This is a genomic window from Curtobacterium sp. ABR8 (genome assembly GCF_057812125.1).
In genome coordinates this window covers 2,415,652-2,428,477 of the sequence record NZ_CM173818.1, presented here as the reverse complement: position 1 = coordinate 2,428,477, position 12,826 = coordinate 2,415,652, and the positions used below count along the sequence as shown (strand labels likewise).

Sequence of the window (12,826 nt, the reverse complement as noted above, 5' to 3'; positions counted from 1 at the left end):
ACCATCGCGGACGCGCCTGCCCGGCGTGTCCACGTCGCTCGCTCTAGACTGGCCCGCGATGACGACCGACGAGCCGCAGGCAGCACCGCACGACCTGGTCGAGGAGACCGAGGAGCAGCTCGACGCGGTCGAGGCGGAAGACGAGGCGTCGTTCGTCGACGCCAAGACGGTGCCGGCCGACGAGCTCCGCGCCCTCTTCGAGACCCAGGCGCTGCCCTTCATGGACCAGCTGTACGGCGCGGCGATGCGGATGACCCGCAACCCGGCCGACGCCTCGGACCTCGTGCAGGAGACGTTCGTCAAGGCGTTCGCCGCGTTCCGTCAGTTCAAGCAGGGCACGAACCTGAAGGCCTGGCTGTATCGGATCCTGACGAACACGTTCATCAACACGTACCGCAAGAACCAGCGGAACCCGTACCAGGGCACCATCGACGAGCTCGAGGACTGGCAGCTGGGCGGCGCGGAGAGCGTCACCCAGTCGATCTCCGCACGTTCGGCCGAGGCCGACGCGATCGACCACCTGCCGTCCTCCGCTGTGAAGGACGCCCTGCAGGCCATCCCGGAGGACTTCCGGATGGCCGTGTACTTCGCCGATGTCGAGGGCTTCTCCTACCAGGAGATCGCCGACATCATGAAGACCCCCGTGGGGACGGTCATGAGCCGTCTGCACCGTGGTCGTCGGCTCCTCCGGGGGCTCCTGGCGGACCACGCCCGTGAGACCGGCATCGTCCCGGACGCAGCGTCGACGGCGACGATGCGCGGACGAGGCCGGAAGACTGCCGCGACCGAGGGTCGCGTCGATGGGAAGGAAGCACGATGAGCGGCTGCGACTGCTCCAAGGCGAAGGCCGAGCTCGAGGAGTTCCTGCACGGGGAGCTCTGCCGCGAGGACGCGGCGGACATCCGCGAGCACATGGACGACTGCGAGGACTGCACGACCGAACACCGCGTCGGCGTCGTCCTGATTGAGACCGTGCGCCGCGCGTGCAAGGAGACCGCTCCGGAGGAACTGCGCGGCGAGATCCTGGCGCGCATCCGGCTGGAGCAGTCGACGCATTAGCGGGCGCATGGGCGCGCTGCGGCTTCAGCGTCCCGCGGCGTGGTGCGCAGCGATCGTCGGGGCGTCGAGCACGTCGGCGTACACGCGGACCGTGTCGACGTCGCCGGTGAACGCGTAGCCGCTGGCGCCCGGCCACCCGGCCAACGTCTGGCGGCCCGCTCGCCAGTATCCGTCGTACTGTCGCAGCGTCACCGCGTCGCTCCGGGTGCCCTGCTGCACCCCGTCGAGCCAGAGGGCCATCGATCGCGGCTGGAACGTGGCGACCGCGTGGTGCCACTCGCCGTCGTCCCCGGCGTCCGACGATCCCAGGGCGAACTTGAACTGGCTGCCCGATCCCTCGACGCCGAACCGTAGCTGGCCGCCCGAGTCGAGGTAGAGGTGGCGGTCACGGTGCGTGGACGCGGCGTTCCGGTCGGAGCCGAAGCCGAAGAGCCGACCGCCGTCCGTGTCCGTGGTCCGGAACCAGACCTCGATCGTGAACGCGTTCGGGGCGCTCACGGCGGCGTCGGTGACGGCCCAGGTCTCCGAGCTCCCGGTCGTCCCGAAGGTCGCGTGCGGGTTGTCCGCACAGCTGCCGACCGTCCGGGTGCCGTCGCCCACGAACTGCCCGTCGGCGCCGTTCCCGCTCGAGTCGGTGACGAGCCGGGTGCCCTTGTCGGCGAAGTCCCATGCGAGCACCGCCCCGGGCGCCGGATCGTGGAAGCACGCGAACGTCTGACTGCGGAGCGACGAGGCGGAGCCCGTGGTGCCGCTGAACCCCGCTGCCGCCATCGTGCTGAGGGTGATCGTCGCGGCAGCCAGCGCTGCGACGACCGGCAACGAGGTCTGCGTCGGACGCATCGCACCGGACGGGGTCGGTGCTGGCGCGTGGAGGTCCCGCCGTGGCGTCCCGCACCGTCGGCACGGCTGACCGGCCACGATGTCCCGGTCGACGCGAGCCAGTACCGCGAGGACCGCGGCGACGGCGGCAGCGAGCGCGAGCGGGGTCCAGGACCCGGAGCGGACCCACACGGTCGGCAGGCCGATGCCCGGGAAGCGGAGGACGCCGACACCGTGGACGGCCGACGGGGGAACCGGGGTCCGGTCTGCCTCCGCGTTGGCGTCACCGCGGAGCCGGAGGTCGCCGTCCTGCTCGATCCGCTCGAGGCGGTGGAGTCGGAGCCGGTCGTCGTGGTCGGGGTCGTCGACCAGCAGGACCCGTCCGGGCGTGACGGACTCGGCGTCGACGGGCATCGCAGCGACGACGTCGCCGGTGCGGATCCCCGGCGCCATCGAGTCCGAGACGACGGTCGTGACGTACCACCCGAGCATCGCCGGCAGCGACGCCCAGACCGCGAGCAGGAGCGCCGACCAGAGTGCGGTGCGTGCCGAGACCGCGAGGAGCAGCCGGGGGAGGTCGCCGGCGCACCGGACGGGTCGTCGGGTGACGGTGGTCGACATGGGCTGCTCCTCGTGGTCGGTGGCGGTCGTTGGGCGGGGCGGTAGGGTCAGTCGGTCTGGGCTTCCCAGACGAACGTGGTGCCGGCTTCGGACTGCTGTGCGGTGTTCGGGGTGTCCGAGTCGAGGTCGTAGGTGAACCGGTACGTGGTGCTCGCCGTGCCGATCGCCGGCTGCCAGCCGTCGACGCCCGTGCCGAAGGAGTCGAGCGCCATCAGACCTGCGAGCGTGCCGTCGTGCACGGTCGAGGCAGCGGTGAAGGTGCTGCAGTCGCCGGCCGTCCCGAGGGTGCCTCGCTCCACCTTCGTGTTCAGGTGGCGGGCGAGGGTGTCCTCGTCGGACTGGTCGGCCGTGTAGAGCTTCACGGTCGAGGCATCGGTGGTGTTCGCGGTGACGGTGATGCAGTTCGAACCGCCCTCGCCGGGGACGAGGGTGTCGGTGTCGAAGAGTGCGGTGTCCTTGTCGTCGTCGGTGAGCGACACGGCGCCCGTGCGCCAGGCGTTGCCGGCGTTGTCGGTCGTGTCGGAGAACGCGGCGTACGAGGCCGTGGCGATGAGCGCGCCGCTGGCGACGACGGCGAGGGGGAAGGCGATCCAGGCGGCGGTGCGGCCGTGGCGTGAGGTGATGTGCATGGCTGTCCTGTCGTTCGGAACCACCCGGCGGGTGATATGACAGCAGCATATATGAATATCAGTTGCGATGACAACCCGTCGCAACACAGCGCGGCGCCCGGGTAGGGTCGCCAGCATGACCCTCCTCGTCGAGTCGATCACCACCTGGTCCGGCACGGACGTCTCCGACGTCGCCGCCCTCGTCCGTTTGCTCGGCCACGAGGTCGACGACGCAGCGATGCGCGCACGCCTCGAACGGCTCACGCCCGAGGCCGGACACCGCACCTGGGTGGTGCGTGGCGAGGACGGCCGCCCGGTGGCGGTCGCCGGCGCGCAGGTCACCTGGGCGTACGCGAGCGACGAGCCGACGGCACAGCTCTTGCTGCTGGTGGTCGACGACGCGGCCAGGAGGCTCGGCACCGGTTCGGCGCTGATCGGCACCTTCGAAGCATGGGCGGTGGAGCAGGGCGCGCGTCGGCTGAGCGCCGTCAGTGCGGCCGCGACGGACAGCGCGCACCGGTTCTACCAGAAGCGCGGGTACCACGACGCCGGGGTGCGCTACACGAAGATCGCGTAGCGCACCCCGGCGTGGGGTCTAGCCGAGTGCCTTCTCGAGGACCTCGGTGGCCTCCTGCGCGGAGCGCTTCGACGAACCGGTGGCCGGCGCGGCACTCGCGGCACGGGCGGCGACCGACAGCGGTCGACCGTCGAGGTGCGGTGACAGGTTCATGCAGACGAAGGGCCAGGCGCCCTGGTTCTCCGGCTCCTCCTGCGCCCACACGACGTCGGCGTCCGGGTAGCCCGCGAGCACCTCGAGGATGCGCTCGAGGGGGAGCGGCGCGAGCTGCTCCAGCCGGACGAGGGCGACGTCGGTGACGCCGCGCTTGTCGACCTCGGCGCGCAGGTCGTGGTGCACCTTGCCGGAGTGCAGCACCACGCGACGCACCGCGGCCTTGTCGGTCACCCGGTCGTCGTCGATGACCTCTTCGAAGGTACCGCCGGTGAAGGCCTCGACCGCACTCGTCGCCTGACGCAGCCGGAGCATGGCCTTCGGCGAGAAGACGATCAGCGGCTTCTGCGGACGCGCCCACGCCTGACGACGCAGCAGGTGGAAGTAGGACGCCGGGGTGGAGGGACGGGCGACGACCATGTTGTCCTCGGCGCACAGCTGCAGGTAGCGCTCGATTCGGGCGGAGGAGTGGTCCGGTCCCTGACCCTCGTACCCGTGCGGCAGGAGCAGGACCAGGCCGGAGCGCTGCCCCCACTTCTGCTCGGCGGACGAGATGAACTCGTCGATGACGGTCTGGGCGCCGTTCGCGAAGTCACCGAACTGCGCTTCCCACAGCACGAGTGCCTCGGGGCGCTCCACCGAGTACCCGTACTCGAACGCCATCGCCGCGTACTCGCTGAGGAGCGAGTCGTAGATGGTGAAGCGGGCCTGACCCTCGGAGAGGTTCGACAGCGGCAACCACTCCTGGCCGTTCGACCGGTCGTGGAACACCGCCTGGCGCTGGACGAAGGTGCCGCGCCGGGCGTCCTGGCCGGCGAACCGGACGGGCTTGCCCTCGACCAGCAGCGAGCCGATCGCCATGAGCTCGGCCATCGCCCAGTCGACGCCGCCGTTGCGGGTCATCTCGGTGCGCTTCGACAGCAGCTGCTGCAGCTTCGGGTGGATCGAGAAGCCAGCGGGCGGGTTGCTGTGGGCGTCCCCGATGGAGCGGACGAGTTCTTCGGAGACCGCGGTGTCGCGGACCTCGACCTCGGAGTCGTCCTGCTGCGCCGCCGGGCGTTCGAGCCCCTGCACGGCGCCGTCGTCGTCGACCTGGATCACCGGGATGGTGCCGGTCTGCGCCTCGTGCGTCTCGGCGAAGGCACGCTCCAGGCGGTCCTGGAAGTCGCGGTGCGCCTCGTCGTACTCCTCCTGCGTGATGTCACCGCGGCCGACGAGGGCCTCGGTGTACAGGGTGCGGACGGAGCGCTTCGCCTCGATGAGGTTGTACATGAGCGGCTGGGTCATCGAGGGGTCGTCGCCCTCGTTGTGCCCGCGGCGGCGGTAGCAGATGAGGTCGATGACGACGTCGCGGTGGAACGCCTCGCGGTACTCGAACGCCAGGTCGGCGACGCGTGCGACGGCTTCGGGGTCGTCACCGTTGACGTGGAAGATCGGCGCCTGGATCGTCTTGGCGACGTCGGTGGAGTACACCGAGCTGCGTGCCGACTCCGGCGGGGTGGTGAACCCGACCTGGTTGTTGATGACCAGGTGCACGGTGCCGCCGGTGCGGTAGCCGCGCAGCTGCGACATCTGCAGCGTCTCGACCACCACACCCTGACCGGCCATCGCCGCGTCGCCGTGGACGAGGACCGGCAGGACGTTCGTCGAACCGGGGCCCTGCTTGTCCTGCTTGGCGCGGACGATGCCCTCGAGCACGCCGTCGACGGCCTCGAGGTGGGACGGGTTCGCCGCGATCGTCACGGGGATGCTCGAGCCGTCCGAGGTGCGGAAGAGCCCCTCGGTACCCACGTGGTACTTCACGTCGCCGGAGCCCTGACCGGACACCGATCCCGGCAGGGACGACCCCTCGAACTCACGGAAGATCTGGCCGTACGTCTTGCCGGCGATGTTCGTCAACACGTTCAGGCGGCCGCGGTGGGCCATGCCGATCGCGACCTCGGCGAGGCCCACGGCAGCGGCGTGCTGGATGAGGGTGTCGAGGAACGCGATGGTGGACTCGCCGCCCTCGAGCGAGAAGCGCTTCTGCCCGACGTACTTCGTCTGCAGGAAGGTCTCGAACGCCTCGGCCTCGTTGAGCTTGCCGAGGACACGGAGCTGCTCGTCCTTCGACGGCTTGGAGTACGGGACCTCGATCCGTTCCTGCACCCAGCGGCGCTGCTCCGGGTCCTGGATGTGCATGTACTCGATGCCGACCGTGCGGCAGTACGCGTCGCGCAGGATCCCGAGCACGTCGCGCAGCGGAGCGCTCGTCGTTCCGGCCAGCCCGCCGGTGACGAACTCGCGGTCGAGGTCCCAGAAGGTCAGCCCGTGGCTCTCGATCTCGAGGTCGGGGTGTGTGCGCTGGCGGTACTCGAGCGGGTCGATGTCGGCCATCAGGTGCCCGCGGACGCGGTAGCTGTTGATGAGCTCCTGCACGCGAGCGGTCTTGTTGACGCGGTGCGCCAGGTCGACGTTGATGTCGTTCGCCCACTGGATCGGCTTGTACGGGATCCGGAGCGCCGCGAAGATGCCGTCGTAGAAGCCGTGCTCGCCGATGAGGCGCTCGTGCACGTGCTTGAGGTACTCGCCCGACCCGGCGCCCTGGATGACCCGGTGGTCGTAGGTGCTCGTCAGGGTGATGGTCTTGCCGATGCCGAGCTCGACCAGGGTCTTCGACGCCGATCCCTGGAACTGGGCCGGGTACTCGAGGGCGCCGGCACCGATGATGGCGCCCTGCCCCTTGGTCAGGCGGGGGACCGAGTGCACGGTGCCGATGCCGCCCGGGTTCGTGAGCGAGATCGTCGTGCCCTGGAAGTCGGCCGGCGTCAGCTTGTTGTCGCGGGCCCGCTTCACCAGGTCCTCGTACGCCGACAGGAACTGGCCGAAGGTCAGGGTCTCCGCGCGCTTGATGCTCGGGACGAGGAGCGAGCGGGTTCCGTCCTTCTTCGGGACGTCGATCGCGATGCCGAGGTTCACGTGCGCCGGGGCGACGACGAACGGCTTGCCGTCGCGCTCCTCGTAGAACACGTTCTGGCTCGGGAAGTCCTTGAGCGCCTGCACCATCGCCCACCCGATCAGGTGCGTGAAGGAGATCTTGCCGCCGCGGGCACGGCGCAGGTGGTTGTTGATGACGATCCGGTTGTCGATCATCAGCTTCGCCGGGATCGTCCGGACGCTCGTCGCGGTGGGGACGGTGAGCGAGGCGTCCATGTTCGACGCCAGGGTCTTCGCCATTCCCCGGAGCGGGGTCGCCACGTCCTCGTGGGTCTCCTCGTGGTCGTCGGCGGCGTCGTTCGCCTCGGCCGGGATCGGCTGCGGGGCCGGCTGGCGCGACGTCGTCTTCGCCTGGATCGGACCACCGGCCGGAGCGGGCGCCGCGGCGGCCGGCTCCGTGGTGGTGGTCTCGGCCGCGGCGGGAGCGGCGGGAGCGGTGTCAGCTGCCGGAGCGCCGCCGACCTGCGTGCGGTGGTAGCTCTCGAGGACCGGCCACCAGGACTTGTCGACCGACTCCTTGTCCGCGACGAACTGCTCGTAGAGCTCGTCGACGAGCCACTCGTTCGCCCCGAATTCGCCCGCGGTCTCGTCCGTTCCGGTCAGATGGCTCGACACAGCCGATCGCCCACTCTCCGTCGATAGATGCTCGTGTGTGTCGTGCGGCGCAACCCTGCCCCGCACAGGTGCCAAGCCTAGCCGCTCGCACATGTCCGTTCCGTGTCAGCCTCGGCGCGAGTCGGGCCCGGTCCGGCCTTCCGGCGGAGCCGTACAGTGGGGCCCATGAGGTTCTACGAGACGCGGCCGACGCACGACCTGACCTACTCCGACGTCTTCCTCGTCCCGAGCCGTTCCGGTGTGACGAGCCGCTTCGACGTCGACCTGGCGTCCAACGACGGCAGCGGTGCGACGATCCCGATCGTGAGCGCCAACATGAACTCGGTCACGGGTCCGCGCCTCGCCGCGACCCTGGCCCGGCGCGGTGGCCTCGGCGTCCTGCCGCAGGACATGCACCTGCAGGACCTCGACGCCGCGATCCGCTGGGTGAAGGACCAGCCGGTCGACTACGACACCGCCTACGACATGGGCGCGTCCACCACCGTCGCCGAGGCCCTGGAGCAGCTGCTGCCCGTCGCCGGTCGTGGCGTGGTGGTCCGTGACACAGCCGGGGAGTACCTCGGATGCGTCCCCGCGAGCCGGCTCGGCGACGCCGGCCCGGACGCGACGCTCGGCGACCTGCTGCACGGCGCGTCGACTGCGATCGACGCCGAGGACGCCGGCACACCCCGCCACGTGTACGACGTGCTGAGCGGCGCCGAGGTCGACTTCGCGCCCGTCGTGCGGCACGGCAAGGTGGTCGGCACCACGAGCCGGACGAGCGCCATCCGCTCCGACATCTACACCCCCGCCGTCGACGCCTCCGGCCGCCTGCGCGTCGCAGCCGCGATCGGCATCAACGGCGACGTCGCATCCAAGGCGCAGGCCCTCGCCGCCGCCGGGGTCGACGTGCTGGTCCTCGACACGGCCCACGGACACCAGGAGGGCATGCTCCGCGCGCTCCGCACCGTCGCCGCACTGCGGCTCGGGATCCCGCTCGTCGCCGGCAACGTCGTCACCGCCGACGCCGTTGCCCACCTCGTCGACGCGGGCGCGGACATCATCAAGGTCGGTGTCGGACCCGGCGCCATGTGCACCACGCGCATGATGACCGCCGTCGGTCGGCCGCAGTTCTCCGCCGTCCTCGAGACCGCGGCGGCTGCCCGGTCACTCGGCGCCCACGTCTGGGCCGACGGCGGGGTGCGGTACCCGCGCGACGTCGCCCTCGCCCTCGCGGCCGGTGCATCGGCCGTGATGATCGGCTCGTGGTTCGCCGGCACGCTCGAGGCGCCGGGCGTGCTCCGCCGCGACGCCGCCGGCAAGGCCTACAAGGAGAGCTGGGGGATGGCATCCGCCAAGGCCGTCCGCGAGCGCTTCGAGCGGCTCGACCCGTACGAGCGAGCCCGCAAGGAGCTGTTCGCCGAGGGGATCTCGTCGTCGACGATCTACCTCGACCCGGAGCGCCCGAGCGTCGAGGACCTGCTCGACATGATCACGACGGGCGTCCGCAGCTCCGCCACCTACGCCGGTGCCGCGTCGCTCGCCGAGTTCTCGGAGCGCGCCCTGGTCGGCATCCAGTCCGCCGCCGGGTACGAGGAGGGCAAGCCGCTCCCCGTCAGCTGGTAGCGGCTGGCCGCCAGCACCACGAAAGCGACAGATCCCTGTGGAACGTTCGCAGGGATCTGTCGCTTTCGCGGCGGTGAACGTGGCCACACGATCGACGGGAGGCACGGTGCCAGCTGGCACCGTGCCTCCCGTCCGTCTGTTCCCGCGTCTACCGGCGTCGGGTCGCGTCCTCGACCTCGCCGACGAGCTCCTCGAGGATGTCCTCGAGGAAGAGCACGCCGAGGGTCCGGCCGTCGGCGTCGAACGCGCGAGCCACGTGGCGGCCAGCAGCTCGCATGGTGGCCAGGGCGTCCTCGAGGTCCATCTCCGTGTAGAGCGAGATGAGCTGCCGGATGCGCTTCGGCGGCACCGGGTCGTCGAACTCGTCCGGCCGTAGGTCGATGACGTCCTTCACGTGCACGTAGCCCGTGGGGGATCCGTCCTCGCCGACGAGCACGTACCGCGAGAACCCGCGCTGCGCCACCGCACGCTCGACGTCCGCCGGGGTGGCGTCCTCGGGCAGGGTGACGAGCTCGGCCATCGGCACGGCGACGTCGCGGACCTTCTTCTCGGTGAACTCGAACGCCAGCGCGAGCTTGCCGTCGTCGGTCAGGGTGCCCTCGCGGCGGGACTGCTCCACGATGGTCTGCACCTCTTCGACCGTGAACGCGCTGACCGCTTCGTCCTTGGGCTCGACGCGGAACAGCCGCAGCACGGCGTTCGCGACCTCGTTCAGGCCGACGATCACCCAGTGCAGGCCGTGGCCGATGTACCAGAGCGTCGGCACGAGCAGCAGGGCGGCGCGGTCCGGCATCGAGAACGAGATGTTCTTCGGGACCATCTCGCCGAACACCACGTGCAGGAACGAGACGAGCAGCAGCGTGATCACGAACGCCACGGTGCCGATGACCTCGACACTCCAGCCGGTCAGGTGCAGCGGGACCTCGAGCAGGTGGTGGATCGCCGGCTCGGAGACGTTCAGGATGAGCAGCGAGCAGACCGTGATGCCGAGCTGCGTGGTCGCGAGCATGCGGGTGGCGTGCTCCATCGCCCACAGGGTCATCTGCGCGGCCTTCGAGCCCTCCTCCGCACGCGGTTCGATCTGCGAGCGGCGGGCGGAGATGACGGCGAACTCGGCGGCGACGAAGTACGCGTTGCCGAGCAGCAGCACGAAGAGCCAGAAGATCCCCCACCAGTCGGAGCTCATCGGGTGCTGCCCTTCGTGGCGGTCTTCGTGGCCGGGATGATGATGGCGGTCGCCGCGGTGTCCGTCGGCGGGGGTGTCGGGGTCCAACGGATGCGGTCGATCCGGCGGCCGTCGAGGCGTTCGACGCGGAACACACCGCCGTCGAGCGGGACCTCGTCACCGACGACGGGCAGGCGGCCGAGCGTCGACATGAGGAAGCCGCCGACGGTCTCGTACGGGCCGTCCTCCGGCACCTTGACGCCCGCGCGGTCCTCGAGTTCGTCGGGGCGCAGGAGACCGGGGAAGGTCAACCAGTCGCGGGAGCGGACCACGTCGATGCGCGCGCGGTCGTGCTCGTCGGAGACCTCGCCGACGATCTCCTCGATCAGGTCCTCGAGCGTGACGACCCCGGCGGTGCCGCCGTACTCGTCGACCACGATGACCATCTGGTAGCCGCGGCCGCGGACCTCGGCGAGCAGGGTGTCGCCGGGCATCGTCTCGGGCACGCGTTCGGCGTCGGTCATGAGGGCCCCGACGGGGACCTCCGCGCGCTTCTCGCGCGGGACGGCGACGGCCTGCTTGACGTGCACGATGCCGACGACGTCGTCCGCGTCCTCCTCGATCACGGGGAAGCGGCTGAAGCCGGTCTTGCGGGCGAGGGCGATGACGTCCTGCGCGGACTCGGACACGCGGATGGTGGAGAGCCGCGGGCGCGGGGTCATCACGTCGCTGGCGCTCAGCTCGGAGAACGAGATCGTCCGTTCGAGCAGGGTCGCGGTGTCCTGCTCGAGCGACCCCTCGGACGCCGACCGGCGGAGCAGCGAGGTGAGCTCCTCGGCGCTGCGAGCGCCGGACAGTTCCTCTTGGGGCTCGATGCCGATCGACCGGAGCACGGCGTTCGCGGTGCCGTTGAGCACCGCGACCGCCGGCTTGAACACGGTCGTGAAGGCGATCTGCAGGGGCACGACGAGCTTCGCGGTCTGCAGCGGCAGCGCGAGGGCGAAGTTCTTCGGCACGAGCTCACCGAGGATCATCGACAACAGCGTCGCGATGACGAGCGCGATGATCGAGCCGACCGTCTCGACGATGCCCTCCGGCAGGTTCATCGCCAGGAACGGCGCCTCGAGCAGCTTCGCGATCGACGGCTCGAGCAGGTAACCGGTGAGCAGCGTGGTCAGCGTGATGCCGAGCTGCGCACTGGACAGGTGCGTCGAGGTGACCTTCAACGCCCCGATGACGGGTGCCAGGCCCGGCTCACCGCGGTCGCGACGCGCTTCGACGTCGGCGCGGTCGAGGTTGACGAGCGCGAACTCGGACGCGACGAAGACGCCGGTGCCGAGCGTCAGCAGGATGCCGCCGACGAGCATGACGATGTCGATCGGACTCATGATTCACCCCCGTCCGCGCACGGGGATGACGTGCAGCTCACCGAGTGAGCGGCGGATGAGTGAGGCGAAGAACTATTCGGGGGATCGTCCACAGTGCTGCCAATCGTACTGCCTGCCGGGGCCCGGAGCCGTGAATCCGTACAGAACCGCCGGTCCCTACGCCGTGACGCGGGCGCGGTGGTACTGCTGCGGCTCGTAGTCGACGGTCACGCCGAGTTCGACGGCCACACGCAGCGGGAAGCCCGGGTCGCGCAGGAACTCGCGGCCGACCATCACGACGTCGGCCTGCCCGGTCGCGACGATCTGCTCGGCCTGGAAGCCCTCGGAGATCATGCCGACCGCGATGGTGCCGATGCCGGCGTCGCGCTTGATCGCCGCGGCGTGCGGCACCTGGTAGCCGGGGCCGACCGGGATCGGTGCGCTCGCGACGTTGCCGCCGGTCGAGACGTCGGCCAGGTCCGCGCCGTGCTCCGCAGCCCACCGGGCGACCTGCGTGGTCTCGTCGAGCGTGACCCCACCGTCCACCCAGTCGGTCGCCGAGAACCGGACGACGATCGGGAAGCCCTCGCCGACCTCGGCACGGACGGCGTCGACGACCTCGAGCAGCGCCCGGGCACGGTTCTCGAGCGATCCGCCGTACTGGTCGGTGCGGTGGTTGCTGAGCGGCGAGAGGAACTGGTGCAGCAGGTACCCGTGGGCCGCGTGGATCTCGACCAGGTCGAACCCGGCCTCGACGGCACGGCGAGCGGACTGCGCGAACGCCAGGGCGACGACCCGGATGTCCTCGGTCTCCAGCTCGCGCGGCACGGCGTACCCGTCGAAGGCCACGGCGGACGGGCCGACGGTCGACCAGCCGCCCTGGTCTGCGGGGACCGAGCCGTGCTCGGACTCCCACGGGCGGAACGTCGACGCCTTGCGGCCGGCGTGTGCGAGCTGGACACCGGCGGCGGCACCCTGCGCGTGCAGGAAGTCGACGATCGGCTTGAAGGCGTCGCGCTGCTGGTCGTTCCAGAGCCCGAGGTCCTGCGGGCTGATCCGCCCCTCCGGCACCACGCCGGTGGCCTCGACGACGACCGCGCCGGCCCCGCCCTTGGCGAAGCCGCCCAGGTGGACGAGGTGCCACGGGGTCGGCATGCCGTCCTGCTCCTCGGCCGAGTACTGGCACATCGGGGAGACCCAGATGCGGTTGCGGACCGTCAGGTCACGGATGGTGATCGGCTCGAACAGGGCGTGCGTCACG

At 70.5% G+C, this 12,826-nt stretch carries 10 protein-coding genes; 4 read left to right on the top strand and 6 right to left on the bottom strand.

The annotated features are described in order from the left end of the window. The first annotated feature begins 58 nt into the window (after positions 1-58). Together ACXKZB_RS11585 and ACXKZB_RS11580 are read left to right on the top strand one after the other, a co-directional pair. Complete coding sequence (locus tag ACXKZB_RS11585; protein ID WP_340196352.1) at positions 59-820, top strand: sigma-70 family RNA polymerase sigma factor; 762 nt, start codon at positions 59-61, stop codon at positions 818-820. Beyond that, complete coding sequence (locus ACXKZB_RS11580) at positions 817-1,059, top strand: zf-HC2 domain-containing protein (protein WP_111086426.1); 243 nt, start codon at positions 817-819, stop codon at positions 1,057-1,059. The genes ACXKZB_RS11585 and ACXKZB_RS11580 overlap by 4 nt, the downstream gene beginning before the upstream one ends. 24 nt (positions 1,060-1,083) lie before the next feature. Here ACXKZB_RS11580 and ACXKZB_RS11575 read toward each other — a convergent pair whose 3' ends face one another. Together ACXKZB_RS11575 and ACXKZB_RS11570 are read right to left on the bottom strand one after the other, a co-directional pair. Beyond that, a complete protein-coding gene (locus ACXKZB_RS11575; RefSeq protein WP_488823220.1) occupies positions 1,084-2,499 on the bottom strand; it encodes a LamG-like jellyroll fold domain-containing protein in 1,416 nt (471 codons plus the stop codon). 47 nt (positions 2,500-2,546) lie between these two features. Next, positions 2,547-3,128, bottom strand: coding sequence for a hypothetical protein (locus ACXKZB_RS11570; protein ID WP_488823219.1), 582 nt, complete (start codon positions 3,126-3,128; stop codon positions 2,547-2,549). A 115-nt stretch (positions 3,129-3,243) separates the two neighbouring features. On the opposite strand from ACXKZB_RS11570, the gene ACXKZB_RS11565 reads away from it, so the two are divergent. Continuing rightward, the gene (locus ACXKZB_RS11565; RefSeq protein ID WP_488823218.1) at positions 3,244-3,684 is read left to right on the top strand and encodes a GNAT family N-acetyltransferase; all 441 of its coding nucleotides are present in this window, start codon (positions 3,244-3,246) and stop codon (positions 3,682-3,684) included. Positions 3,685-3,702: 18 nt separating this feature from the next. Here the strand turns inward: ACXKZB_RS11565 and ACXKZB_RS11560 are convergent, their stop codons facing one another. Beyond that, positions 3,703-7,428: a multifunctional oxoglutarate decarboxylase/oxoglutarate dehydrogenase thiamine pyrophosphate-binding subunit/dihydrolipoyllysine-residue succinyltransferase subunit gene (locus tag ACXKZB_RS11560; protein ID WP_488823217.1), complete on the bottom strand. Its 3,726-nt coding sequence runs from the start codon at positions 7,426-7,428 to the stop codon at positions 3,703-3,705. A gap of 165 nt (positions 7,429-7,593) precedes the next feature. Here ACXKZB_RS11560 and guaB1 point away from each other — a divergent pair, with 165 nt between their 5' ends. Further along, positions 7,594-9,033, top strand: a complete 1,440-nt coding sequence (gene guaB1 / locus ACXKZB_RS11555) for a GMP reductase (RefSeq protein WP_488823216.1) — start codon at positions 7,594-7,596, stop codon at positions 9,031-9,033. A 148-nt stretch (positions 9,034-9,181) separates the two neighbouring features. Here the strand turns inward: guaB1 and ACXKZB_RS11550 are convergent, their stop codons facing one another. The 3 genes from ACXKZB_RS11550 to ACXKZB_RS11540 all read right to left on the bottom strand — a co-directional run bounded on the left by ACXKZB_RS11550 (position 9,182) and on the right by ACXKZB_RS11540 (position 12,825). Beyond that, on the bottom strand, positions 9,182-10,219 hold the full coding sequence (locus ACXKZB_RS11550) for a hemolysin family protein (protein ID WP_111086420.1): 1,038 nt from the start codon (positions 10,217-10,219) through the stop codon (positions 9,182-9,184). Next, positions 10,216-11,586 carry a hemolysin family protein gene (locus ACXKZB_RS11545; protein WP_488823215.1) on the bottom strand — a complete coding sequence of 457 codons (1,371 nt, stop codon included), beginning with the start codon at positions 11,584-11,586 and terminating at the stop codon, positions 10,216-10,218. Before ACXKZB_RS11545 ends, ACXKZB_RS11550 begins: the two co-directional genes overlap by 4 nt. Positions 11,587-11,742: 156 nt before the next feature. Then, positions 11,743-12,825: an NADH:flavin oxidoreductase/NADH oxidase gene (locus ACXKZB_RS11540; RefSeq protein ID WP_488823214.1), complete on the bottom strand. Its 1,083-nt coding sequence runs from the start codon at positions 12,823-12,825 to the stop codon at positions 11,743-11,745. Between the last annotated feature and the right edge of the window lies 1 nt (position 12,826).